This window comes from Frateuria sp. GZRe14, assembly GCF_051900395.1.
Lineage (GTDB): Bacteria > Pseudomonadota > Gammaproteobacteria > Xanthomonadales > Rhodanobacteraceae > Frateuria_A > Frateuria_A edaphi.
Map to the genome: position 1 here is coordinate 3,007,987 of NZ_JBHZGJ010000001.1, position 22,921 is coordinate 3,030,907.

Sequence of the window (22,921 nt, forward strand, 5' to 3'; positions counted from 1 at the left end):
GGCCCGCGGACGCCCTTAGGGAGCCGAAGCATGCAGTACATCTACACCATGAACGGGGTGAGCAAGATCGTTCCCCCGAAGCGCCAGATCATCAAGGACATTTCGCTCAGCTTCTTCCCCGGCGCCAAGATCGGCCTGCTGGGCCTCAACGGCGCGGGCAAGTCCACGGTGCTCAGGATCATGGCCGGCGTGGACACCGACTTCCAGGGCGAGGCGCGTCCGCAGCCCGGCATCAAGGTCGGCTACCTGGCGCAGGAACCACAGCTCGATCCGGAAAAGACCGTTCGCGAAGTGGTCGAGGAAGGCGTGCACGTCATCCTCGACGCGCAGAAGCGACTGGAAGAGGTCTACGCCGCCTATGCCGAGGAAGGCGCCGATTTCGACGCGCTCGCCAAGGAGCAGGAACAGCTGGAAAACCTGCTCGCCGCCAACGACGCCCACGCGCTGGAGCGCCAGCTGGAAGTGGCCGCCGACGCGCTGCGCCTGCCGCCGTGGGATGCCCCGGTCGGCCCGCTCTCCGGCGGCGAGAAGCGCCGCGTGGCGCTGTGCCGCCTGCTGCTCTCCAAGCCGGACATGCTGCTGCTCGACGAGCCGACCAACCACCTGGACGCCGAGTCCGTCGAGTGGCTGGAGCATTTCCTGCAGGACTACCCCGGCACCGTGGTGGCGGTCACCCATGACCGCTACTTCCTGGACAACGCCGCCGAGTGGATCCTCGAGCTCGACCGCGGCCGCGGCATCCCGTGGAAGGGCAACTACACCGACTGGCTGGAACAGAAAGACGCTCGCCTGAAGCAGGAAGCGCAGCAGGAGAAGTCCCGCCAGCGTGCGATCGAGAAGGAACTGGAATGGATCCGCTCGGCTGCCAAGGGCCGCCAGTCCAAGGGCAAGGCGCGCCTCAACCGCTTCGAGGAACTGAACTCGGTCGAGTACCAGCGCCGCAACGAGACCAACGAGATCTTCATTCCGCCGGGCGAGCGCCTGGGCAATGAAGTGATCGAGTTCAAGAACGTCTCCAAGTCCTTCGGCGACCGCCTGCTGATCGACGACCTGTCGTTCAAGATCCCGGCCGGTGCGATCGTCGGCGTGATGGGTCCCAACGGCGCGGGCAAGTCGACGCTGATGAAGATGATCATGGGCAAGGAGCAGCCCGATTCGGGCGAGGTCAAGCTCGGCCACACGGTCAAGCTCGCCTACGTCGACCAGTCGCGCGACGCGCTCGATGCCAAGAACAACGTGTGGCAGGAAGTGTCCGGCGGCTCGGACATCCTCACCATCGGCAACTTCGAGATCCAGTCGCGCGCCTACATCGGCCGCTTCAACTTCAAGGGCACCGACCAGCAGAAGATCGTCGGCAACCTGTCCGGCGGCGAACGCGGCCGCCTGCACATGGCCAAGACCCTGCTGCAGGGCGGCAACGTGCTGCTGCTCGACGAGCCGTCCAACGACCTGGACGTGGAAACCCTGCGCGCGCTCGAAGACGCGCTGCTGGAGTTCCCCGGCTGCGCGGTGGTGATCAGCCATGACCGCTGGTTCCTGGACCGCATCGCCACGCACATCATCGCCTTCGAGGGCGACTCGCACGTGGAGTTCTTCCCCGGCAACTACAACGAGTACGAGGCCGACAAGAAGCGCCGCCTGGGCGACGACGCCGGTCCCAAGCGCGTGAAGTACAAGAAGCTGGCCTAAGCGTTTGGCCCCTCCACGCGAGGGGCCATCCCGCTCCCTCTCCCCTCGGGGGAGAGGGCTTGGGGTGAGGGGCCGCTCTAGCCCGGCAGCACCATCGCGCAAAACCAACTACATACCGAACGAGGAGTCCCCCATGCACTTCATGCAGTCCCTGCACCAGGCATGGCAGCGCAATGACTCCCTCGTCTGCGTGGGCCTCGACCCCGAACCCGCCAAGTTCCCCCCGCACCTGCGCGACACCACCGACGCGGTCTACACCTTCTGCCGCGCCATCGTCGACGCCACCGCCGACCGGGTCTGCGCCTACAAACCCCAGATCGCCCACTTCGCCGCCCTTCGCGCCGAAGACGCGCTGGAACGCCTGATCGCCCACATCCACGACGCGCATCCGGGTGTCCCGGTCATCCTCGACGCCAAGCGCGGCGACATCGGCTCGACCGCCCAGCACTACGCCACCGAAGCCTTCGAGCGCTACCGGGCCGACGCCGTCACCCTGAACCCCTACCTCGGCCGCGACTCCATCCAGCCCTTCCTGGACCGTGCCGACAAAGGCGTGATCCTGCTCTGCCACACCTCCAACCCCGGTGCCGCCGACCTGCAGGACCTGATCGTCGAAAGCACCAACGGCGAACGCCTGCCGCTCTACCAGCACCTCGCCCACACCATCGCCCGCGACTGGAACGCGAACGGCAACTGCGCCCTCGTCACCGGCGCCACCTGGCCCGAGCAACTCGCCCAGGTACGCGTCCTGGTCGGCGACATGCCCCTGCTCGTCCCCGGCATCGGCGCCCAGGGCGGCGACGTCGAAGGGGTCCTGCGCCATGGCCGCACGGCTGACGGCACCGGCCTGATGATCAGCTCCTCCCGCGCCATCCTCTACGCGGGCGACGGCGAAGACTTCGACGCTGCCGCCCGCAAAGCCACTGAAGCCCTGCGCGACCAGATCAACCGCTGCCGCGCCTGAGGCGCCCCCGCGTTCGCCACTGGGCGAATCGAATTACCGCTGGCAGGTTGCGGCGCCGGCGAGACGGCACTGGCGCGGCCAACCGCCGCCGGATCCGCCCGCAACAAGAGCGGACGTGCGATAAAGAGGCGTTGCCAGCCCTGGCGGCCGGCGTTTCCCGAGGCCATGCATGGCAACAGATCTTTCCTTCATCGATTACGTCATCGAACAGGCGGCGCTGGACGAACGCATTACGTTCAAGCGGATGTTCGGCGAGTACGGGATCTACATCGACGGGAAAGTGGTCGCTTTCGCGTGCGACAACAGCCTGTTCGTCAAGGCGGCGAACGCCACCGCCGAGCTGACGGCAAACCTGCCGCGCCGCCCGCCCTACCCCGGCGCCAAGCCCTATCCGGTCGCGGACGAGTTGCTGGACGATTCGGACCAGCTGCAGGCGTTGCTGCTGGCGACCGCGGGTGCCATGCCCGAGCCCAAGCCGAAGAAACCCCGGAAAGGTCGGTAGTAATCACGGCGCCCCGGGAAGGGGATACCTGGTTGCCGGACGGCACAACGAGCGCCGCCCAGCCCGCTGTCAGAACTGGTCGCTCGCCGGCACCCACGAGCTCGAGCTGCTGGGCGGCACGCGCGCGGGTGGAGGCGACGGCGCGACACCCTCGCAATTGGGCGGCAGCGGGCCGCCGCTGACGCGCGCAGCGGCGCATTGTGCCGCGTTGTCCAGCTTGATCGGCGCGGCGGGCACGGGGGTCGGTGTGGCCGTCGCCGCGCTGCTGGATACGGTGGGATCGAGCGATTTCACTGGCGCCAGGTTCAGGCGCTTGTAGAGCTCCGGATCCTTGGCGGCTTTCGCGGGCGGGTCGCCACCGCAGCCGAACAGCGCGATGGGAAACAGCGGACTGACCTTGCAATTGAGCCGCACGCCCCGCGGCAGGTGAAAGGTGTGCTTGATGGTGGTCTTCTCGACCGCGTGGCGCAGGGCGGTATCGATGGAACTCTCGCCTTCGGGCGCCCAGTCGTCCTCGAAGCGGGTGGGCCTGTAACCGATATCGGGCGCGCGATGGTCCATGATTTCGGTGTCGCCGTGTGGCTTGAGCTGGATGTAACTGCCCAGTCGGCCCCGCTGGGCGCCCTCGGCCGCGCCCGGTTGTGCCTTGCCCTGCTTGCCTTCGCCCTGCCCCTTGCCCTGGCCGGCCTGCGGCGCGGGTGCGCCGTTGGCGCTCGCGGTTTCGGATGCGCCTTCGCGGGCGCCGGGGGTGCCCGTGTCGCTGCCCTGCGGTGTCGCCTCGGGGGCGCTGGCGGGTGCGTTCTCCCGCGTGGTGGCGCTACCTGGCTGCGTGGCGGCGGTTTCCCCGGCGGGGGTTGACGGTGCGGTGGCTTCGGCCGGTGCAGGTTCGGTCGACGGCGTGGCCGCGATCTGCGGGCGGGCCAGGATGACCGGTGCCGCGGGCGAGGTCGCCTTAGGTACGTCGATGGCGGGCGCGGACGGTTGCGGCGTAGCGGGCGCGGGCGTCGTTTCCAGCGGCACGGCCGAGAGCTGCGGTTCGGCGAGCTGGATGCTGGGCGCCTGCACGCGCGGGCGTTCGCGCGGCACGAGTGGCGAGGGTGCGTTGATCTGCGGCGCCAGGTTGATGGTGGGCGCGGCCTGTGCCGGTAGCGGGATCGCCTCGACCTGGGGCGTGGCAGGCGCGGCGGGCGGTTGCGGTCGGACCAGGTCCACCGTGCTGGGTGGCAAGGCTTTCGGCGGCGCGACCTGGTCGATCGCGATGCTGGGCGTGGCGACCGGCGGGGTCGCCTGCGCGGGCACGGCAGGCATCGCCAGCGAAGGCGGCGTGGGCATCGGCCGGTTGCCTTCGGCCTGCGGCTTGCGCACCGGCTCGGGTTGGAACTTCGGTGGCGCCGGGCGCACCGTCGGCGGCGCGTCGAGGTTGATCCGCGGCGGCGTGCCGGCCAGCGGCACAGGCGCGAGGTCCGGCGTCGGCTGCGGGCGCGGCAGCGTGAGCGGCGGAGTCGGCGCGGCGGCCTTGGCAATCTGGATGGTCGCCTTCGGCGCGGTGATCGTGATGACCGGCGTGTCGGGCCTGGAAGGCGTCGGCGTCGGTGGCGTGCTTGGTGCGCGCTGGGCCTGCACCGCAGCGGCGGTGCTGGTGTTGCCGCGGTGGCGCGGCCCGACCCGCTTGGGCGGCGTGCCGCGCACGGGCGGCGGAGGTGGCGGCTCGGGTTTGTCGATCAGACGCACCTGCAGCGGCTCACTCGTGTGTTCGGGCTCCTGGAGATCGTAGGCGGGGCCGAGGATGGCGCCGAACAGCACCATGAGATGTACCAGCAGCGTGCCGGCCAGTCCGGCGATGCGCAGGGCGCGATCATGCGGCCGCTCGGCGCGCCGACGGCGGTAGACGATCGCTTGTGCCGCCGCCTCGCGTGGCGAGCGCAGCATGAGGACCGGGTGCGCTTTGGCGGGCGAGTCGCTCGGCTTGTCCGCGGGTGGCAGGGGCATGGGGAAAGTGTAGCTTGCGGGGTGGAAGGGCCGTGCCCGGTGAACAGGATCCGGCGTTCGTTGCGGGGGCCGCTTGTGAACGGCGGCTTTTCCCGGGGGCCGGAAATCATCGCCCTCTAGCGCGGCCTAGAGGTCGAGGGATTGCATGCTGGCGAGGCGGCTCAGGGCTTGCGGCAGTGCATCGGCGGCGGCTTGCCGGCCTGCCGTGCTTCATCGCATTCGGCATCGACTGCGCGCACGGGCGTATCGACCGGGCAGCCGTGCGGCAGCGGCTTGCCGGCGCGGTAGAGGGCGATGCATTCGGCCAGCTTGCGCCTGGGCGGAGCCAGTTCCTTCGCCAGCGGGGCGGACGCCATGTTGAGCCGCTCGTCGCCATCCTTCTTCGAAGGCGGCGCGGGCGGCATGGTGCAATCGGGCGTGGGGAGGCCGAACAGCGTCCTGCACTTGAGGTGGATGCCATGCCCGAGGTTGACCGACTTGTGCTCGTTCGTGCGGGTCGCGCTCAGCGCCCGGCGCACGGTCTGGCCGACGAGGGTTTCGTTGGGCGACGGGAAATATTCCTCGAAACGCGTGGCCTTGTACTTGATCGGGTTGTCGTGGCTCATCACCTGGCGGTCGCCCTGGGGCATGCGCTGCACGTAGTCGGGTATCGGCGCGGTGGTCGCCGCGCTTGCGGGAAGCATGGGTTGCCCGGTGCGGTCGTACAGGCGTGGCGTCCGGGAAGCCGGGACGGCAGACGGCGCAGGCAGGCTGACCGTCATCGCATCCTTGCGGGGTCGCTCGCGCGAGGGCGACGGCGGTCGCGTGGGCAACGGCGGTTGCGGCACGGCAGGTGGTGGTGCGGGTGCCACCGTGCGCGGCCGCGCGATCAGGCGCACCTGCAAAGCGCTGCCCAGTCGCGCGTGGACGACCTCGCGCGTGGGACGAGGCTGCATCTCCCACCACGCGACGATGGCGAACAGGCCGTGCAGCGCCAGCACCAGCGCAAGCGCAAGACGAAACCGCCAGGGTTCGTGCGGCGGCGTCCGCTCGCGCCAGGCGCGCAGCAGCGCACGGGTGTCCTCGTCCAGGGGCGCCAGTCCCGGGCGGGGCGACGTGGCAAGCCAACGATGCGGTTCGAGCTGCGGCGGGGAAACGATGGGGGGAGTTCCTTGCTTGGGGAAGCAGGCCGTCAACGCGCCCGCCTTCGCAAGACCGTCACGTTTCCAAGGGGTTCCCGCCCGCATTGCCGCTTGACCGCGCGAACGGATCGCTCAAGGCTACACAGGCGGCACCCGCCGCACTCCGCCATGACCGCCCCGCCCGCGCCCTGCGCGCCCGAGGACGACCATGACGGCCCGCCATCGTCAGCCGCCAAGCGCGGCCTCGTGCGGCGCCGTTCATGCCGATGCGAGTCCGCGCCCCTAGCTCAAGGAGGGACGTCTCGTGTCGTACAGCACGGAAAACATCCGCAACATCGCGCTCGCCGGTCATGCCGGCACCGGCAAGACCACCTTGTTCGAAGCCTTGCTGCATGCCGGCGGCGTCATCCAGACGCCCGGCTCGGTCGAGCGCGGCACCACCCAGTCCGATACCGACGCGCAGGAGAAGGCGCGCGGCCATTCCATCGACAGCGCGATCGCGAGCATCGACCGCGACGGCTGCCACATCAACCTGATCGATACCGCGGGCTACGCGGACTTCCGCGGCGCCACCCTGTCCGCCTTCGCGGCGGTGGAGACGGTGGCGATCATGGTCAACGCCATCAACGGGATCGAGCACGGCACCCGCCGCATGATGGCGCGGGCGCGGGAGCGCCGCCTGGCGCGCGTGCTGGTGGTCAACAAGATCGACTTCGAGGGCGCCCGGCTGGGAAAGCTGGTCGATGGATTGCGCGAAGAATTCGGCCCCGAATGCCTGCCGGTGAACCTGCCCGCCCAGGGCGGCAAGCTGGTGCTCGACTGCTTCTTCCACAACGAGGGCACCACCGACTTTTCCTCGCTCGCCGCGGCGCACCAGCAGATCGTCGACCAGGTGGTGGAGATCAACGAGTCCACGATGGGCGCCTACCTCGACAACGGCGAAGGCGCGCTCAGCCGCGAGCAGTTGCACGACGCGTTCGAGCAATGCCTGCGCGAGGGCCACCTGGTGCCGATCTGCTTCGTCAGCGCCCGCACCGGCGTGGGCGTGAATGAATTCCTGGAGGTGGCAGGGCGCCTGCTGCCCAATCCGGCCGAGGGCAACCCGCCGCCGTTCGTCGATGGCCAGGGCGAGGCGATCACGGTCGACGGCGATCCGTCGAAGCACGTCATCGCCGACGTCTTCAAGATCGTCAACGACCCGTTCGTCGGCAAGCTGGGCGTGTTCCGCATGTGGCAGGGCACGATCCGGCGCGACACGCAGCTGTTCGTCGACGATGCGCGCAAGTCCTTCAAGGTCGGCCACCTGTTCCGCCTCAACGGCAAGGCGCACGTGGAGATCGACCAGGCGATCCCCGGCGACATCGCGGCGGTGGCCAAGGTGGAGGAGATCCACTTCGACGCGGTGCTGCACGACTCGCACGATGAGGACGGCATCCACCTCGCGCCGATGGACTACCCGCAGCCGATGTTCGCCCTGGCGCTCACGCCGCGGCACAAGGGCCAGGAACAGAAGCTCTCGCAGGCGCTGGCGCGGTTGGCCGAAGAAGACCCGTGCCTGCGGATGGAGCACCACAAGGAATTGAACGAAGCCGTGGTGCGCGGACTGTCGGAGCTGCACTTGAAGGTGATGCTCGAGCGCATGCGCGAGCGCTACGGCGTGGAGGTGGACACGCATCCACCGCGCATCGCCTACCGCGAAACCATCGCCGCGCACGCGGACGGCCACCACCGGCACAAGAAGCAGACCGGCGGCGCCGGGCAGTTCGGCGAGGTGTTCCTGCGCGTGGACCCGCTCGATCGCGGCGCCGGCTTCGAGTTCGTCGACGAGGTCAAGGGCGGCGTGATCCCCAACCAGTTCCTGCCGGCGATCGAGAAAGGCGTGCGCCAGGCGATGGAGAGCGGGGCGGTCGCCGGCTATCCGATGCAGGATCTTCGCGTGACCGTATACGACGGCAAATACCATCCGGTGGATTCGAAGGAGGTGGCATTCGTCAGCGCGGGCAGGAAGGCATTCATGGATGCGGTCGGCAAGGCGCGGCCAATCGTGCTTGAGCCGATCGTGGACGTGGAGGTGGCCATTCCCGAAGCCAGCGTAGGCGACGTCACCGGAAGCCTTGCAGGAAAGCGCGCCCGCATCATGGGCACCGATACGCAACGCGGCGGCGAGTTGCTGATCCGCGCCCAGGCGCCGCTGGCGGAGTTGACCGACTACCCGACCGAACTCAAGGCGATGACTGGTGGGCAGGGGCGCTACAGCCTGGATCTCTCGCATTACGAGGCGGTGCCGCCGCCGGTGCAGAGGCAGCTCAGCGAGGCGTGGAAACCCCACGTAGAGGAGGACTGACCCTCGGCACGGTTTGCTCCATCCGCCCTTCGGGCACCTTCCCCCTGGAAACGGGGGAAGGACCTCGCCGGGAGCGTCTCGCTACTGATCCTTCGCCTGTGGAACGGTGGACCTCGCCGGAAAGCCGCGTTACCGGTCCTTCCCCCGCGCGCGGGGGAAGGTGCCCACAGGACGGACGGAGGACGCCTTGCGGGAAGCCCCCGGACTCAAGCCGCCAACGACTCGATCACTGCCTTGGCAAACGCCGGGATGTCGTCCGGCTTGCGGCTGGTGATCAGGTTGCCGTCGCGAACCACTTCGCGGTCTTCCCATTTCGCTCCGGCGTTTTCCAGGTCCTGCCTGAGCGAAGGCCACGAGGTCACCTTGCGCCCCTCGACCTGCCCCGCGTTGATCAGCGTCCACGGTCCGTGGCAGATCGCCGCCACCGTCTTGCCGGCTTTTGCGAACGCCTGCACCAGTTTGACCGCGGCCGGCTGCGTGCGCAGCTTGTCGGGGTTGATCACGCCGCCGGGCAGCACCAGCGCATCGAAGTCGGAGACGTCGACATCCTCCAGCTTCATGTCCACCGGCACGCTGCCAGCCCAGTCGCCACCCTTCCAGCCCTTGATCTCCTTGGCGTCGCCCGGCGCGATCACCTGCACGTCGGCGCCGGCCTCCTCCAGCAGGCGCTTGGGCTCGGTGAGCTCCGAATACTCGAAACCGTCGGTGGCGAGCACGGCGATAGCGCGGCCGTTGAGCTTCTTCGATGGCGTCATGGCGATCCTCCTGCGAATGAAGCAGGGAGGATGGCGCCTCGTGCATGCGCAGGACGTCTTGCGCATGTCATCCGGGTGTTAGCACCGCTTCTGCAGGAGCGCCGATCAGCGCTTGGGCTTGAGCAGCGTCCCGGTGCAGTCGGGCGTGCCGCACAGGCACTGCCACAGCTTCTTCAGCCGCGCGGTGTAGGGCACGTCCAGCACGATGCCGTAGTCGTAGGTCAGTTCCTCGCCCGGCTTGATGTCGCGGATCGCCTCGATCAGCACGCGATCCTTGCGCGGGTCGCCGCTTTCGCTTTCCTCGACCACCGCGCGGCAGTTCGGCGCGCAGCTGTGGTTGATCCAGCGCGCGGTGTTGCCCTTGCGGTTGGCGTCGATGATGTAGTCGTCGTTGAGCGTGAACAGGAAGGTGTGACCGGTTTCGCCGCCGTCGCCGTACATGTCGTCGGCCTCGGCGTGGGTCATCAGCGTGCCCTTGTACTCGACGATCTCCTCGCCCTTCTTGATCGGCGCGGTGGCGAACACGCCATTGCCGTGGATGGGGGAGCGGCGGGCGACGTAGCGGCGTGGCATGCGTGGGCAACCTTGAGACGAAAGACGCTGATGATGCCTGTTCGCCGCCCACGGCGAAACCGGGCGCGGCCGTGATGGCCGCGTGCCCCAGCGGCTGACGCTAAGCGGTCGGCTGTGGTTAGAATCAGGAATTCGAACGATCGTTTGGAGAACCCGCGATGCGTTTCCTGCGCTGGATCGTCCCGCTGTCGCTGGCCCTGGGCCTGGTTGCCTGTGGCCCTCCCCGCAAGAGCGTGTTTCCGCCCACCATCAACATCCAGCAGCTGGAGCTCCAGCCCGGTGGCGCCTGGCGGCTGACGGTGCGCATCCAGAACAACAGTTACGGCGGCATGGACTTCACGGGGATGGACGCGCAGCTGGCGATGGGCGACAGCGTGCCGGTGCGCGTGCATGGCTCCTTCGAGCGCGACATCCCCGCCTTCGCCGGCGATTCGGTGCAGATCGACGTGCTGCCGACGCCCGCGATGAGCAAGGCCCTGGCGGCCAGTGCCGCCGAGGGCAGCGCCGGCGCCCTACCCTACACGCTTGCCGGCAGCATGCGCGCCAAGCCCGAGCAGGAGAAAGAGCCGCGCGACTTCGACTTCTCCGGCAAGGACTGGCTCTCGCCCGTGCCGGGCATCGCCAATACCTGGCGCTGACCCTTCCCGACGCATACCGCGGTGGCTGAAACCCCACTCTGCGCAAACGCCACGTCCCAACGTTTTCTCGAGGAATACCCGATGACGATCTACAAGGCCCCGCTCGACGACATGCGTTTCGTGCTGCACGACCTGTTCGGCGCGGAGGCCACGCTGACGCCGCTCACCGGCGGCGAGGGCCACACGCGCGACCTGCTCGATGCGGTGCTGGAGGAAGCGGCGCGTTTCAACGAACAGGTGCTCGCTCCGCTCAACGCTTCGGGCGACGCCGAGGGCTGCCATTTCGACAAGGCCACCGCCACGGTGACCACGCCCAAGGGCTTCCGCGAGGCCTACCGCACCTACGTCGAGGGCGGCTGGGCCGGACTGACGATGCCCGAGGCGATGGGCGGACAGGCGCTGCCGGAAGTCGTCGGCGTGGCGATGAAGGAGATGCTCGATTCGGCCAACCTCGCCTGGGGCAACTATCCGCTGCTCAGCCAGGGCGCGGCGCACGCGTTGCAGCTGCACGGCGACGACTGGCAGAAGGAGGTCTTCCTCAAGCCCATGGTCGAGGGCCGCTGGTGCGGCAGCATGTGCCTGACCGAGCCGCAGGCCGGCTCGGACCTGGGGCTGCTCAAGACCCGCGCGGAACCGGCCGCGGACGGCAGCTACCGCCTCACCGGCACCAAGATCTTCATCACCGCCGGCGAGCACGATCTGACCGAGAACATCGTGCACCTGGTGCTGGCGCGCCTGCCCGACGCCCCGGCCGGGAGCCGCGGCATTTCGCTGTTCGTGGTGCCGAAGTTCAAGGTCGCACGCGACGGTGCGATGGGCGAGCGCAACGCGGTGTCCGCCGGCGCGATCGAGCACAAGATGGGCATCCACGGCTCGCCCACCTGCGTGATGAACTTCGATGGCGCGGAGGGCTGGCTGATCGGCCAGCCGCACAAGGGCCTGTTCGGCATGTTCACCATGATGAACGCGGCGCGCCTGGCGGTCGGCGTGCAGGGCATCGGCCTGGCCGAGCGTGGCCTGCAGAACAGCCTCAACTACGCGCGCGAGCGCCTGCAGGGCCGTGCGCTGAGCGGTCCGGCCTACCCGGACAAGCCGGCCGATCCGCTGGTGGTGCATCCGGACGTGCGGCGCATGCTGCTGACCCAGCGCGCCATCGTCGAGGGCGGCCGCGCGCTGATGCTCTACGCAGCGCTGCAGCTGGACATCGAGGAACGCGCCGCCGACGAAGGCGCGCGCGCGAAGGCCGGCGAGCTCGTGGCGTTCCTGATCCCGATCGTCAAGGGCGTGCTTACCGAACTGGCGCAGGAGAGCGTCAAGGAAGCGGTGCAGGTCTACGGCGGGCACGGCTACATCGCCGAGAACGGCGTGGAACAGTTCGTGCGCGACGCGCGGATCATCACGCTGTACGAGGGAACCACCGGCATCCAGGCGATGGACCTGCTGGGCCGCAAGATCATGCAGCTCAAGGGCGCGGGGTTGCGCCACTTCCTGGAGGAGATCGGTGGCTTCTGCCAGCAGCACGCGGGCAACCCGGCGCTGGGCGAGTTCATCGCGCCGCTGTCGAAGGCGGCCAGGGAGTGGCAAGCGCTGACGATGGCGCTGGCAGAGCGCGCGCAGGCGAACCCGGAGGAACTCGGCGCGGCCGCGGTGGATTACCTCTACTACTCCGGCTACATCGCGCTGGCCTACATGTGGGCGCGCAGCGTGGCGGCGGCCGAAGGCAGCGCGCAATCGGCGGCGTTCAAACAGGCCAAGCGGGACACCGCGCGGTTCTACTTCGCGCGGATGTTGCCGCGTTGCGCGATGCATCGCGCGGCGATCGAGGCGGGCGTGGCGAGCATTCCGGTCCTGGCTTGAGAGGACGGGGGGCTTCAGCCACCATCCCAGAGGTCGCGGTGGGCTTCAGCCCACCCTGCCTCAGTCGCGCCAGATCAAACTCGCGAAGCGACCGCTGTCCGCTCCATCCCGGCGATAGGAATAGAAGCGCTGGTCGGCCAGCGTATCGAAACCCCCGCCGTGAACGCGCGTGATGCCCGCCGCGGCGAGTTTCAGCCGCGCCAGGCTCGCCAGATCGCAATGCCAATGGTTCGGCCGCGTCGACGCGAAACAGGCGGACGCCGCCGGATGGGGTTCGACAAAGGCGGCGCGCACGTCCTCGCCCACTTCGTACGAACCGGCACCGATGCACGGACCCAACCACGCCAGCAGGCGCGCTGGCGGGGTACCCATTGCATCGATCGTGGCTTCCAGCACGCCCGCGGCCAACCCGCGCCAGCCTGCATGGGCAGCGCCGATGCGCGCGCCGTCATCGCTGCAGAACAGCACCGGCAGGCAATCGGCGGTGAGGATCGCGAGCACCGTGCCGGAGAGGTGCGCCACCGCGGCATCCGCCTGCGGTTCCGCCGCGCTGGCGAGCGGACCCAACTGTGCGACGGTGGTGCCGTGCACCTGCCGCAGCCAGCGCGGATCGGACGGCAGCGCGAGGGCGTGGCGCAGGGCGTCGCGGTTGCTCGCCACCGATTCGGCGGCGTCGCCGCTGCGCAGGCCAAGGTTGAAGCGTGCGTAGGGACCGGTGGAGATGCCGGGCCCATGGCGGGTGGTCACCGCCGCGTGCACGCCGCGTGGCGCGGGCCAGTCGGGGAGTATCCAGGGTTCGGTCATGGGGATGGCCGTCACGGGGAGCCACAAGCATAGCGCGCGGATAGCCATCCCACGGTGCGCGGGCAAGAGTCCTCCCAGCCGCGGTTATGGCGGGCGCGAGCCTGATGGCTAATAGGGATCGCTCTGCTCCAGGGCATCGGCCCGCAGTGTCCCGATCAATGCGTTCATGTCCGCGGGTCGTTTCGCCTCGAATGCCATCGCCTCGCCCGTCGCGGGATGCTCGAACGCCAGCCGCTCGGCGTGCAGCGCCTGGCGCCGGAAGCCGCGCAACGCCGCGACCAGTTCCGGTGTCGCGCCCTTGGGCAGGCGAAGGCCGGTGCCATACAAGGGATCGCCGACCAGCGGGTGGTGGATGTGCGCCATGTGCACGCGGATCTGGTGGGTGCGACCGGTCTCCAGGCTGCACTGGATCAGGCTGTGCGCGCGGAAGCGCTCGCGCAGGCGGTAGTGGGTGATGGCGTGTTTGCCGTCCTCCTCGTCGCGCACCGCCTGGCGCAGGCGGTCGCCCATATGCCGGCCGATCGGCGCATCGACGGTGCCGCCGGCCACCAGCGTGCCGAGTACGACCGCCTCGTACTGCCGTTCCACATCGTGGCGCGAGAGCATATCCACCAGCGCGGTATGCGCGGCCAGCGACCTGGCCACCACCATCAGGCCCGAGGTGTCCTTGTCCAGCCGGTGCACGATGCCGGCGCGCGGCAGCTCGGCCAGCTTTGGATCGTGGTGCAGCAGCGCGTTGAGCAGGGTGCCGGCCGGGTTGCCGGCGCCCGGGTGCACGACCAGGCCGGCCGGTTTGTCCAGCACCAGCACATGCTCATCCTCGTGCACGATGGCGAGGTCGATGGCCTCCGGAGCGCTTTCCACCTCGTTGGCCAGCTCGGCTTCGACCCGCACCTGTTCGCCACCGCGCAGCAGTTGGCGCGGCGGCGCCACGGCGCCGTCCAGCGTCACCGCACCGGCCTTGATCCAGGCGGTCAGGCGCGAGCGCGAGTAGTCGGGGAACATCTCGGCCAGCGCCTGGTCGAAACGCCTGCCCGCCGCCGACAGCGGGACCTGGGCCGCGTGCCGGATGACGGTCATGCCGCCCTCCGCGGGTGGCCAACGGTTTGGGCTATCATCCCCACGATCACATCCATAAAAAATTCCCAATGCGCGTATTCTTCAAATTGCTCGCCGTGCTGGTCCTCGGACTTTCCCTGGGCGCCTGCTCGCTGTTCGGCCCCAAGCGCGAGACCATCGACACCATGTCGGTGGAGAAGCTCTACGCCACGGCCCACGACGACGTGATGAACGGCGACTACGCCGCTGCGACCAAGGCCTACCAGCGCCTGATCGCGCGCTTCCCGTCCGGCGACTACAACGAGCAGGCGCAGCTGGAACTGGCCTATTCGCAGTACAAGGACAACGAGCCGGACGACGCGTACTCGACGATCAACCGCTTCATCAAGACGTATCCGACCCAGAAACATGTCGATTATGCCTATTACCTGCGCGGCCTGATCAATTTCGGTCGCACCAGCGGCGTGATCGAACGCTACATCTCCCGCACGGGCTCGCAGGCACGCCGCGACCAGGCGTACAACCTGCAGGCGTTCGACGACTTTTCCGAACTGGCCCGCCGCTTCCCCGACAGCGCCTACACCACCGACGCCCGCCAGCGCATGATCTACCTGCGCAACATCCTGGCCCAGTACGAGATCAACGTCGCCGAGTTTTACTTGCGCAACGAGGCTTTCGTGGCGTCCGCCGATCGCGCCCAGTACGTGGTCGAGCACTACCAGCAGGCGCCGCAGACCGGCGATGCGCTCGCCATCCTCGCCCGCAGCTACATGGCGCTGGACCAGAAGCAGCAGGCCGAGAACGTCCGCAAGGTGCTGGCGCTCAATTACCCGGACCACCCCTACCTGACCGATCCGAAGTGGCCGCATGCGCCTTCGACGTTGCGCAAGCTGATTCCCTTCTCGGGGCATCATTGAGAAAAAAGGCCGGCGCATCGCCGGCCTTTTTTTGGTGTCGCCATCGCGTTCCTTGCAGGAGTGCACGTGTACGCGATCGTGAGAGATGGCGGTCGCGCACAGGCAGCCCTACATGGAGCTATCTCCAGCCGGAGGTGATGGGATAGCGGCGCTCGCGGCCGAAGGCGCGGGTGGTCACGCGCGGGCCCGGGGCCGCCTGGCGGCGCTTGAACTCGTTGCGAAGTACCAGGCTGGCCACCCGGCGCACGGTGTCCGGATCGAAACCCGCGGCGGCGATTTCGGCCTGGGACTGCTCGTCCTCGATGAAGCGCGTGAGGATTGCGTCGAGTACGTCGTAGGGCGGCAGCGAATCCTGGTCGGTCTGGTCCTCGCGCAGTTCCGCCGAGGGCGGGCGGTCGATGACCGCAGGCGGGATCACCTGGCCGGCCTCGTTGCGCCAGCGCGAGAGCCGGTACACGACCGTCTTGTACACGTCCTTGAGCGGCGCGTAGGCGCCGCACATGTCGCCGTAGAGGGTGGCGTAGCCGACCGCCATTTCGCTCTTGTTGCCGGTGGCGAGCAGCAGGTGGCTGTGCTTGTTGGAAAGGCCCATCAACATCACGCCGCGCGTGCGTGATTGCAGGTTCTCCTCGGTGGTGTCCATGGCCTTGCCGGCGAAGGCGGGCGTGAGCGCCGCGAGGAAGCTCTGGTAGGTCGGCTCGATGTCGATCACGTGGTAGGCCACGCCCAGGCGTTCGGCCTGTTCGCGCGCGCCGTCCAGCGAGAGTTTCGAGGTGTAGCGGGTCGGCAGCATCACTGCGGTGACGCGCTCGGCGCCCAACGCGTCGACCGCCAGCGCCAGCGTCAGCGCCGAGTCGATACCGCCGGACAGGCCCAGCAGCACGCCGGGAAAGCCGTTCTTGTCGATGTAGTCCCGGATGCCCCGGGTGAGCGCCCCATAGAGCACGGCCTCCGGACGCGTGTCGGCGGCGACCGGCCAGTGGTCGGCGACCAACGTGCGGGTCGTCGGGTCGAACGTGGCCCACAGCAGTGCATCGACGAAGGCGGGGGCGCGCGCGGCGATGGTGCCGTCGCCGTTGACCAGCATCGAGGCACCGTCGTAGACCACCTCGTCCTGGCCGCCAACCAGGTTGAGATAGACGATGGCGCAGCCGGTTTCCTTCGCGCGTGCGGCAAGCAGCGCCTCGCGGGTGGCCTGCTTGGCGTCGTCCCAGGGCGAGGCATTGATCACCACGATCAGTTCGGCGCCCGCCTTTGCGGCCCGTGCCGCCGGCTCGGGTTCCCAGATGTCCTCGCAGACCAGGAAACCCACGCGCACACCGTTGACCATGCCGGTGGCGCTGGCGTGGCCCGGACGGAAGTAGCGCTTGTCGTCGAACACGCCGTAGTTGGGCAGCGCCTGCTTGTGCGCGACGCATTCGATCCGTCCCTCGCGCAGCAGCGCGGAGGCGTTGTAAACCTCGCCCTCGCTGTGCGGGAAGCCGACCAGCGCGGCGAGGCCGTTCGTGCCTTCGGCCAGCGTGGCGATCGCCTCGTTGCAGGCCTGCAGGAAACTGGGGCGGATCAGCAGGTCCTCGGGCGGGTAGCCGCTGATCGCCAGCTCCGGGAAAGCCACCAGGTCCGCACCGCCGACGCGCGCCCGGTTCATCAGCTCGCGGATCTTCGCGGTGTTGGCGGCGACGGCGCCGACGGAGAAGTCGAACTGGGCCAGGGCGAGGCGAAGTTGGGCGCTCATGGGCGAGAGGGGTGTTGGGGGATCGCCATGATAGTGGGGGCGGGTGTTCCGCGGGCCAACGCTTGTGCCTCCCTCTCCCCTGCGGGGAGAGGGCTGGGGTGAGGGGCCGCTCTTGCGGGACTTTTCGAAAGAACATTGACTCTGGCCTTTCCAGGCGCGAGCAACCTTCCCCGCGAGCCTCGACCCCTCACCCCGACCCTCTCCCCGAAGTGGAGAGGGCGCCAAAAGCAAAAGGCCACGCTTTCGCGTGGCCTTCTGTCGTGCGCGAAGTGACGCGCCTTACTTCATCAGCTTCGCCAGCGTCTTGCCGAGGTCGGCCGGCGACTTCACCGTCGTCACGCCCGCCTTCTCCAGCGCCGCGAACTTGGCTGCCGCGGTGCCCTTGCCGCCGGAAATGATCGCGCCGGCATGGCCCATGCGCTTGCCCGGAGGGGCCGACGCACCGGCGATGAAGGACACCACCGGCTTGGTCACGTACTCGCCGATGAACTCGGCCGCGTCTTCTTCGGCGCTGCCGCCGATCTCGCCGACCATGATGATGCCCTCGGTCTGCGGATCGTCCTGGAACATCTTCAGGCAGTCGATGAAGTTCAGGCCGTTGATCGGGTCGCCGCCGATGCCGATGCAGGTGGACTGGCCCAGGCCCTCGTTGGTGGTCTGGAACACGGCCTCATAGGTCAGCGTGCCCGAACGCGACACGATGCCGACCTTGCCCGGCTGGTGGATATGGCCCGGCATGATGCCGATCTTGCACTCGCCCGGGGTGATGATGCCGGGGCAGTTCGGCCCGATCAGCACGGTCTCCGGATGCTGTGCGAGCACGTTCTTCACGCGCAGCATGTCCAGCACCGGGATGCCTTCGGTGATCGCCACGATCACGCGGATGCCCGCGTCGATCGCCTCCATGATCGAGTCGGCCGCGAACGGCGGCGGCACGAAGATCACCGACGCGTCGGCGCCGGTCTCGGCGACGGCTTCTTCCATCGAGTTGAAGACCGGCAGGCCGATGTGCTGGCTGCCGCCCTTGCCCGGGGTCACGCCGCCGACGACCTTGGTGCCGTAGTCGATCGCCTGCTCGGCGTGGAAGGTGCCCTGCTGGCCGGTGAAGCCCTGCACCAGCACCTTCGTATTCTTGTTGACCAGAACGCTCATGCTTGTTCGCTCCTCACTTCGCGGCGGCCACGGCTTTCTGCGCCGCGTCGTTGAGATCGTCAGCCGGCGTGATCGCCAGGCCGGAATTGGCCAGCAGTTCGCGGCCCTTCTCCACGTTGGTGCCCTGCAGGCGCACGACCACGGGAATCTGCAGGCCGACTTCCTTCACCGCGGCGATGATGCCCTCGGCGATCAGGTCGCAGCGCACGATGCCGCCGAAGATGTTGACCAGGATGGCCTTCACCTTGTCGGAGGAGAGGATCAGCTTGAACGCCTCGGTCACGCGCTCCTTGGTGGCGCCGCCGCCGACGTCGAGGAAGTTGGCCGGCTCGCCGCCCGCCAGCTTGATCACGTCCATGGTGGCCATGGCCAGGCCCGCGCCATTGACCATGCAGCCGATCGAGCCGTCCATGGTCACGTAGTTGAGGTTGTGCTGCACGGCGGCCGCTTCGGCGGCGTCTTCCTGGGAGAGATCGCGCATGGCGACCAGTTCCGGGTGGCGGAAGTCGGCGTTGTCGTCGGAGTTCACCTTGCCGTCGAGCGCGGCCAGGTTGCCGTCCTCGAGGATCGCCAGCGGGTTCAGCTCTACCAGGGACAGGTCCTTCTCGTTGAACAGCTTGTACAGGCCCAGCATGATCTTGGTCAGCTGGTTGACCTGCTTGGGATTGAGGTCCATCGCGAAGCCGAGCTGGCGGCACTGGTAGGGTTGCAGGCCTTCGACGAAGTCCACCACGATGGTGTGGATGTCCTCGGGCGTGTCGCGGGCGACCTGCTCGATGTCCACGCCACCGTGCTTGGAGGCGATGAAGGAGACCGACTTCGAATCGCGGTCGACCAGCACCGACAGGTACAGCTCCTTGGCGATATTCGTGGCGTCGGTCACCAGCACCAGGTTGACCGGCAGCGCGCGGCCAGCGGACTGGTAGGTCGCCATGTTCGTGCCCAGCATGCCCTTGGCGGCAGCGCGCACGTCGTCGAGGCTCTTGCAGAACTTCACGCCGCCGGCCTTGCCGCGGCCGCCTGCGTGGATCTGCGCCTTGACCATCCATTGCGAGCCGCCCAGCGCCTTGGCGGCGTCGACGGCGGCGTCGGGGGAGTTGGCAACCTTGCCCGGCGGTACGGTGATGCCGTACTGCGCGAACAGCTCTTTGGCCTGGTACTCGTGGAAATTCATTCCTATACCTCGAGCGAACGGGGAAACGTATCGGGCCGCACGCGCGCTAGGCAGCGTGGGCGCGGGAGAGGGTCGGACGGCGGCTTTCAGCACACTGCCGGCGTGCAATGCGCGCTGCCCTGGAGTCAACCGGGCACGAATCGCGCAATACGGCCGGGCATTTTCGCGCAAAGGCGGCCGTGATGGAAAGTGCCGCCTGGCCGCGCCATCCGTGCGCCACGCCCCTGGCAGCGCCCGCCGGCCTGTCTATACTCGGACGAACGCCGCGCCGAAGCCGTCAACGTGCCAGCCACCCTCCCCGCCGAACCGCCCGTTTTCCAGCCGGCCCGCCCGGCCGCGATGGCGATCCGCCACGAACTGTTCTTCCTCAACTACTTCCGGCTGGCGCAGGCCCTGGTCTACACGGGCCTGGCGCTCAGCTCGCCGCGGCTGACCTGGCCGACCGTCGACCAGCCGGTACTGGCCTATGTAGTGACCGGGGTCTACCTGCTGTTCGCCATCGGCATGCTGGTGCAGACCCGCAACGCCATGGCCAACGCACGACTGGTGGTTTCCGGCGCGCTGGTGGTGGACATCATGGTGGCGGTGCTGGCCGCCTGGCTGATCCACGACGCGCGCATCGGCATCGCGATGATGCTGGCGGTGAACCTCTCCACCGGCGCGCTGGTGCTGCCATTGAGGCTGTCGTGCTTCTTCGCGGCGCTGGCCACGCTCGGCATGCTGGGCCATACATTGCTCGCGGAGGCGCACGGTGACGGCGACCTGCTCGAATCGGGCCTGCTGGGCGTGGCCTACTTCGCCACCACCACGCTCTGCCACGTACTTGGACGCCAGCTACGCGCCACCGAGGCACTGGCCGAGCAGCGCAGCCTGGACCTGGCCAACCTCTCGCAGGTCAACGAGCTGATCATCCGGCGCATGAAGACCGGCGTGCTGCTGGTGGACGACGCCAACCGCATCCACCAGTTGAACGAGTCGGCCTGGATGCTGCTGGGCAATCCGCCGGCCGACCAGCGCGACCTGGGCAAGCTGGCGCCGGAGCTTTCGCGCCGGCTGTACCACTGGATGACCTCCGGCAAGCTGGACGAGACCGCCACGCAGCTGGCCGACGGCGTGCCCGAAGTGGTGCCGCGCTTCACCCGCCTGGCACCCAACGACGATTCCCACGTACTGATCTTCCTGGACGACACCTCGCTGCTCTCGCGCCGTGCGGAAGAATTGACCCTGAGCTCCCTGGGGCGCCTGTCGGCCTCGATTGCGCACGAAATCAGGAATCCGCTCGCCGCGATCCGCTACTCGGCGCAGCTGCTGGCCGAGTCCAAGGAGCTCGCCGCCGGCGATGCCCGCATGGTAGAGATCATCAACAACCACTGCGTGCGGTTGAACGAGATCATCGAGAACATCCTGCAGCTCTCGCGGCGCGAGCGCTCGCGCCCGGAAACCCTGGACCTGGGCCGCTGGGCGAACGGTTTCGTGGAGGAATACAAACAGGGCAACGACATCGGCGGCGACTCGCTGCGCGTGATCACCGGCTCGATGGCGGTGGCCGCGGTGGCCGATCCGCAGCAGTTGCAGCAGGTGGTGTGGAACCTGGTGCAGAACGCGTTGCGCTACGGCCGCATGCCGGGTGAGCCGGCGCGGGTGATGGTGGTGGTGCGCCAGGGCGAACACAGCGTGCCGATCCTGGAAGTGATCGACCGCGGCCCCGGCATCGCGCCCAAGGTGGCCGCGCAGATCTTCGAGCCGTTCTACACCACGCACGAGTACGGCACCGGCCTGGGACTGTACCTGGCCCGGCAGATGAGCGAAGCCAACCAGGCGTCGCTCGAATACGTGCGCGTGGCCGGCGGCGGCAGCTGCTTCCGGCTGACCCTCACGCCACCGGCAAGGCATCCGGCTGACGGCGGCGAAGCGGGCTGACGCCTGGCTCCCTCTCCCCTCCGGGAGACAGTTGGGGTGAGGGGCGGGGCTCGCGGGGAAGTCCGTCTGCGCATCTGACAAGGACGCTGCAACTTCACCCCCCGCGCCACGGGAGGAGCACAGCAAGGTAGCTCATGGCGAGCCCCAACCCCTCACCCCAACCCTCTCCCCGGAGGGGAGAGGGAGCAAAGCGTGAAGCCCGCAATCACGCCGTTTCCTGCCGCGGATCAGAGCACAGAACGGCCAAACTGCTATACCCTTCCACTGTTACCGCCTGCCGAAGAGAACCATGTCCGCACAGACCGTCCTGGTCATCGACGACGAACGCGACATTCGCGAGCTGCTCACCATCACGCTTGGCCGCATGGACCTGCAGGTGGAAGCGGTGGGAACCGTGGCGGAGGCCCGCCGGGCGCTGGGCGAACGCAGTTACGACCTGTGCTTTACCGACATGCGCCTGCCCGACGGCACCGGCCATGAGGTGATCGAGCTGATCGCCGCCACCCACCCGGATATGCCGGTGGCAATGATCACCGCTTACGGCAACGTCGATGCGGCCGTGAACGCGCTCAAGGCCGGTGCGTTCGACTTCGTGTCCAAGCCGGTCGACATCCAGATGCTGCGCCGGCTGGTGCGCACGGCGCTGCAACTGGCGGAGGAACGCAAGAGCGGCGGCGGCGCCACGTCGACCGGCGCGGCGGGCCGGCTGGTCGGCGACTCGCCGGCGATGCAGCAGGTGCGTGCGACCATCACCAAGCTCGCGCGAAACCAGGCGCCGGTGTACATCGCCGGCGAATCGGGCGTGGGCAAGGAGCTGGTCGCGCGGCTGATCCACGAGCAGGGTCCGCGCGCCAGCGGGCCGTTCGTGCCGGTCAACTGCGGCGCGATCCCGTCCGAGCTGATGGAAAGCGAGTTCTTCGGCCACAAGAAGGGCAGCTTCACTGGCGCCGGCGCCGACAAGGAAGGCCTTTTCCAGGCCGCCCATGGCGGCACGCTGTTCCTCGACGAGGTGGCCGAGTTGCCGCTGCACATGCAGGTCAAGCTGCTGCGCGCGATCCAGGAAAAAGCGGTGCGCCCGATCGGCGCCCGTGAGGAGGTGCCGGTGGACGTGCGCATCCTTTCGGCGACGCACAAGGACCTGGCACGGCTGGTCGAGCAGGCGCAGTTCCGCCAAGACCTGTTCTATCGCATCAACGTGATCGAGCTGCGCGTACCGCCGCTGCGCGAGCGCCGGGGCGACGTGCCGCAACTGGCCGCCTTCATCCTGCGCTCGCTCGCCGCCAAGAGCGGCGGCGCGCCCGGTCGGTTGAAGCCGGACGCGCAGCAGGCGCTGGAGGAATACGACTTCCCGGGCAACGTGCGCGAGCTGGAAAACATCCTCGAGCGCGCCATGGCGATGTGCGAGGGCGACACCATCGGCGCCGACGACCTGATGCTGCCGCAGCGACCGTTGCGCCAGCCGGAGCCGGTCAATGCCGCCCACGCGGCCATGCACGCGCCGCAGCCGGGCGCCCCGGTCGCCGCGCAGCCGGCCGTGCCACACGCCGCCGGCCTGGGTAGCGGCGTGCCGCTGGACGACTACATCAGCAATCTCGAACGCACCGCGATCATCAAGGCGCTGGAAGAGTCGCGCTACAACAAGACCGCGGCGGCGAAGAAGCTCGGCATCACCTTCCGGGCGCTGCGTTACAAGCTGAAAAAGCTCGGCATCGACTGACGCCTTGCTTC

18 protein-coding genes are annotated in these 22,921 nt (G+C 68.3%); 9 read left to right on the forward strand and 9 right to left on the reverse strand.

Annotated elements, in window-relative coordinates; genetic code table 11:
- Positions 1-30 precede the first annotated feature (30 nt).
- From ettA to ACFWZ1_RS13785, 3 genes are all read left to right on the forward strand, one after another.
- Complete coding sequence (gene ettA / locus ACFWZ1_RS13775; RefSeq protein WP_439666805.1) at positions 31-1,689, forward strand: energy-dependent translational throttle protein EttA; 1,659 nt, start codon at positions 31-33, stop codon at positions 1,687-1,689.
- Between the two features lie 133 nt (positions 1,690-1,822).
- Positions 1,823-2,653, forward strand: a complete 831-nt coding sequence (pyrF, locus tag ACFWZ1_RS13780) for an orotidine-5'-phosphate decarboxylase (RefSeq protein WP_439666806.1) — start codon at positions 1,823-1,825, stop codon at positions 2,651-2,653.
- 169 nt (positions 2,654-2,822) lie between these two features.
- Complete coding sequence (locus tag ACFWZ1_RS13785; protein WP_231321324.1) at positions 2,823-3,155, forward strand: TfoX/Sxy family protein; 333 nt, start codon at positions 2,823-2,825, stop codon at positions 3,153-3,155.
- A gap of 69 nt (positions 3,156-3,224) precedes the next feature.
- Here ACFWZ1_RS13785 and ACFWZ1_RS13790 read toward each other — a convergent pair whose 3' ends face one another.
- The gene (locus ACFWZ1_RS13790) at positions 3,225-5,144 is read right to left on the reverse strand and encodes a hypothetical protein (RefSeq protein ID WP_439666807.1); all 1,920 of its coding nucleotides are present in this window, start codon (positions 5,142-5,144) and stop codon (positions 3,225-3,227) included.
- A 161-nt stretch (positions 5,145-5,305) separates the two neighbouring features.
- The gene (locus ACFWZ1_RS13795) at positions 5,306-6,319 is read right to left on the reverse strand and encodes a hypothetical protein (protein ID WP_439666808.1); all 1,014 of its coding nucleotides are present in this window, start codon (positions 6,317-6,319) and stop codon (positions 5,306-5,308) included.
- Positions 6,320-6,569: 250 nt separating this feature from the next.
- Here ACFWZ1_RS13795 and fusA point away from each other — a divergent pair, with 250 nt between their 5' ends.
- Positions 6,570-8,609, forward strand: a complete 2,040-nt coding sequence (gene fusA / locus ACFWZ1_RS13800) for an elongation factor G (RefSeq protein WP_439666809.1) — start codon at positions 6,570-6,572, stop codon at positions 8,607-8,609.
- Between the two features lie 206 nt (positions 8,610-8,815).
- Here fusA and ACFWZ1_RS13805 read toward each other — a convergent pair whose 3' ends face one another.
- Together ACFWZ1_RS13805 and ACFWZ1_RS13810 are read right to left on the reverse strand one after the other, a co-directional pair.
- Positions 8,816-9,364, reverse strand: a complete 549-nt coding sequence (locus ACFWZ1_RS13805; protein ID WP_439666810.1) for a type 1 glutamine amidotransferase domain-containing protein — start codon at positions 9,362-9,364, stop codon at positions 8,816-8,818.
- A gap of 105 nt (positions 9,365-9,469) precedes the next feature.
- A complete protein-coding gene (locus ACFWZ1_RS13810) occupies positions 9,470-9,937 on the reverse strand; it encodes an SET domain-containing protein (protein WP_231321329.1) in 468 nt (155 codons plus the stop codon).
- A 158-nt stretch (positions 9,938-10,095) separates the two neighbouring features.
- On the opposite strand from ACFWZ1_RS13810, the gene ACFWZ1_RS13815 reads away from it, so the two are divergent.
- Together ACFWZ1_RS13815 and ACFWZ1_RS13820 are read left to right on the forward strand one after the other, a co-directional pair.
- Complete coding sequence (locus ACFWZ1_RS13815; RefSeq protein WP_439666811.1) at positions 10,096-10,575, forward strand: hypothetical protein; 480 nt, start codon at positions 10,096-10,098, stop codon at positions 10,573-10,575.
- Positions 10,576-10,656: 81 nt separating this feature from the next.
- Positions 10,657-12,432, forward strand: coding sequence for an acyl-CoA dehydrogenase C-terminal domain-containing protein (locus ACFWZ1_RS13820; RefSeq protein ID WP_439666812.1), 1,776 nt, complete (start codon positions 10,657-10,659; stop codon positions 12,430-12,432).
- Positions 12,433-12,492: 60 nt separating this feature from the next.
- Here ACFWZ1_RS13820 and pgeF read toward each other — a convergent pair whose 3' ends face one another.
- Complete coding sequence (gene pgeF / locus ACFWZ1_RS13825; protein WP_231321334.1) at positions 12,493-13,236, reverse strand: peptidoglycan editing factor PgeF; 744 nt, start codon at positions 13,234-13,236, stop codon at positions 12,493-12,495.
- 108 nt (positions 13,237-13,344) lie between these two features.
- Positions 13,345-14,316, reverse strand: a complete 972-nt coding sequence (gene rluD, locus ACFWZ1_RS13830) for a 23S rRNA pseudouridine(1911/1915/1917) synthase RluD (RefSeq protein WP_439666813.1) — start codon at positions 14,314-14,316, stop codon at positions 13,345-13,347.
- A 68-nt stretch (positions 14,317-14,384) separates the two neighbouring features.
- On the opposite strand from rluD, the gene ACFWZ1_RS13835 reads away from it, so the two are divergent.
- Entirely contained in the window at positions 14,385-15,212 is an 828-nt protein-coding gene (locus ACFWZ1_RS13835) for an outer membrane protein assembly factor BamD (RefSeq protein WP_231321337.1), read from the forward strand.
- 118 nt (positions 15,213-15,330) lie between these two features.
- Here ACFWZ1_RS13835 and ACFWZ1_RS13840 read toward each other — a convergent pair whose 3' ends face one another.
- From ACFWZ1_RS13840 to sucC, 3 genes are all read right to left on the reverse strand, one after another.
- Positions 15,331-16,947 carry an NAD+ synthase gene (locus ACFWZ1_RS13840; RefSeq protein ID WP_439666814.1) on the reverse strand — a complete coding sequence of 539 codons (1,617 nt, stop codon included), beginning with the start codon at positions 16,945-16,947 and terminating at the stop codon, positions 15,331-15,333.
- Between the two features lie 279 nt (positions 16,948-17,226).
- The gene (gene sucD, locus ACFWZ1_RS13845; RefSeq protein WP_439666815.1) at positions 17,227-18,099 is read right to left on the reverse strand and encodes a succinate--CoA ligase subunit alpha; all 873 of its coding nucleotides are present in this window, start codon (positions 18,097-18,099) and stop codon (positions 17,227-17,229) included.
- A 13-nt stretch (positions 18,100-18,112) separates the two neighbouring features.
- The gene (sucC, locus tag ACFWZ1_RS13850) at positions 18,113-19,273 is read right to left on the reverse strand and encodes an ADP-forming succinate--CoA ligase subunit beta (protein WP_439666816.1); all 1,161 of its coding nucleotides are present in this window, start codon (positions 19,271-19,273) and stop codon (positions 18,113-18,115) included.
- 339 nt (positions 19,274-19,612) lie between these two features.
- On the opposite strand from sucC, the gene ACFWZ1_RS13855 reads away from it, so the two are divergent.
- Together ACFWZ1_RS13855 and ACFWZ1_RS13860 are read left to right on the forward strand one after the other, a co-directional pair.
- Complete coding sequence (locus tag ACFWZ1_RS13855) at positions 19,613-21,193, forward strand: sensor histidine kinase (RefSeq protein ID WP_439666905.1); 1,581 nt, start codon at positions 19,613-19,615, stop codon at positions 21,191-21,193.
- A 289-nt stretch (positions 21,194-21,482) separates the two neighbouring features.
- Positions 21,483-22,910 (forward strand): sigma-54-dependent transcriptional regulator, encoded by a 1,428-nt coding sequence (locus tag ACFWZ1_RS13860; RefSeq protein ID WP_439666817.1) that lies wholly within the window; start codon positions 21,483-21,485, stop codon positions 22,908-22,910.
- Positions 22,911-22,921: the final 11 nt, after the last annotated feature.

Coding starts and splice junctions, on each gene's coding strand:
- ACFWZ1_RS13810 (WP_231321329.1), bottom strand. CDS start 9,937: ATGCCACGCCGCTACGTCGCCCGCCGCTCCCCCATCCACGGCAATGGC.
- ettA (WP_439666805.1), top strand. CDS start 31: ATGCAGTACATCTACACCATGAACGGGGTGAGCAAGATCGTTCCCCCG.
- ACFWZ1_RS13805 (WP_439666810.1), bottom strand. CDS start 9,364: ATGACGCCATCGAAGAAGCTCAACGGCCGCGCTATCGCCGTGCTCGCC.
- ACFWZ1_RS13860 (WP_439666817.1), top strand. CDS start 21,483: ATGTCCGCACAGACCGTCCTGGTCATCGACGACGAACGCGACATTCGC.
- ACFWZ1_RS13790 (WP_439666807.1), bottom strand. CDS start 5,144: ATGCCCCTGCCACCCGCGGACAAGCCGAGCGACTCGCCCGCCAAAGCG.
- sucD (WP_439666815.1), bottom strand. CDS start 18,099: ATGAGCGTTCTGGTCAACAAGAATACGAAGGTGCTGGTGCAGGGCTTC.
- pgeF (WP_231321334.1), bottom strand. CDS start 13,236: ATGACCGAACCCTGGATACTCCCCGACTGGCCCGCGCCACGCGGCGTG.
- ACFWZ1_RS13840 (WP_439666814.1), bottom strand. CDS start 16,947: ATGAGCGCCCAACTTCGCCTCGCCCTGGCCCAGTTCGACTTCTCCGTC.
- ACFWZ1_RS13820 (WP_439666812.1), top strand. CDS start 10,657: ATGACGATCTACAAGGCCCCGCTCGACGACATGCGTTTCGTGCTGCAC.
- rluD (WP_439666813.1), bottom strand. CDS start 14,316: ATGACCGTCATCCGGCACGCGGCCCAGGTCCCGCTGTCGGCGGCGGGC.
- ACFWZ1_RS13855 (WP_439666905.1), top strand. CDS start 19,613: ATGGCGATCCGCCACGAACTGTTCTTCCTCAACTACTTCCGGCTGGCG.
- ACFWZ1_RS13815 (WP_439666811.1), top strand. CDS start 10,096: ATGCGTTTCCTGCGCTGGATCGTCCCGCTGTCGCTGGCCCTGGGCCTG.
- pyrF (WP_439666806.1), top strand. CDS start 1,823: ATGCACTTCATGCAGTCCCTGCACCAGGCATGGCAGCGCAATGACTCC.
- sucC (WP_439666816.1), bottom strand. CDS start 19,273: ATGAATTTCCACGAGTACCAGGCCAAAGAGCTGTTCGCGCAGTACGGC.
- ACFWZ1_RS13785 (WP_231321324.1), top strand. CDS start 2,823: ATGGCAACAGATCTTTCCTTCATCGATTACGTCATCGAACAGGCGGCG.
- ACFWZ1_RS13835 (WP_231321337.1), top strand. CDS start 14,385: ATGCGCGTATTCTTCAAATTGCTCGCCGTGCTGGTCCTCGGACTTTCC.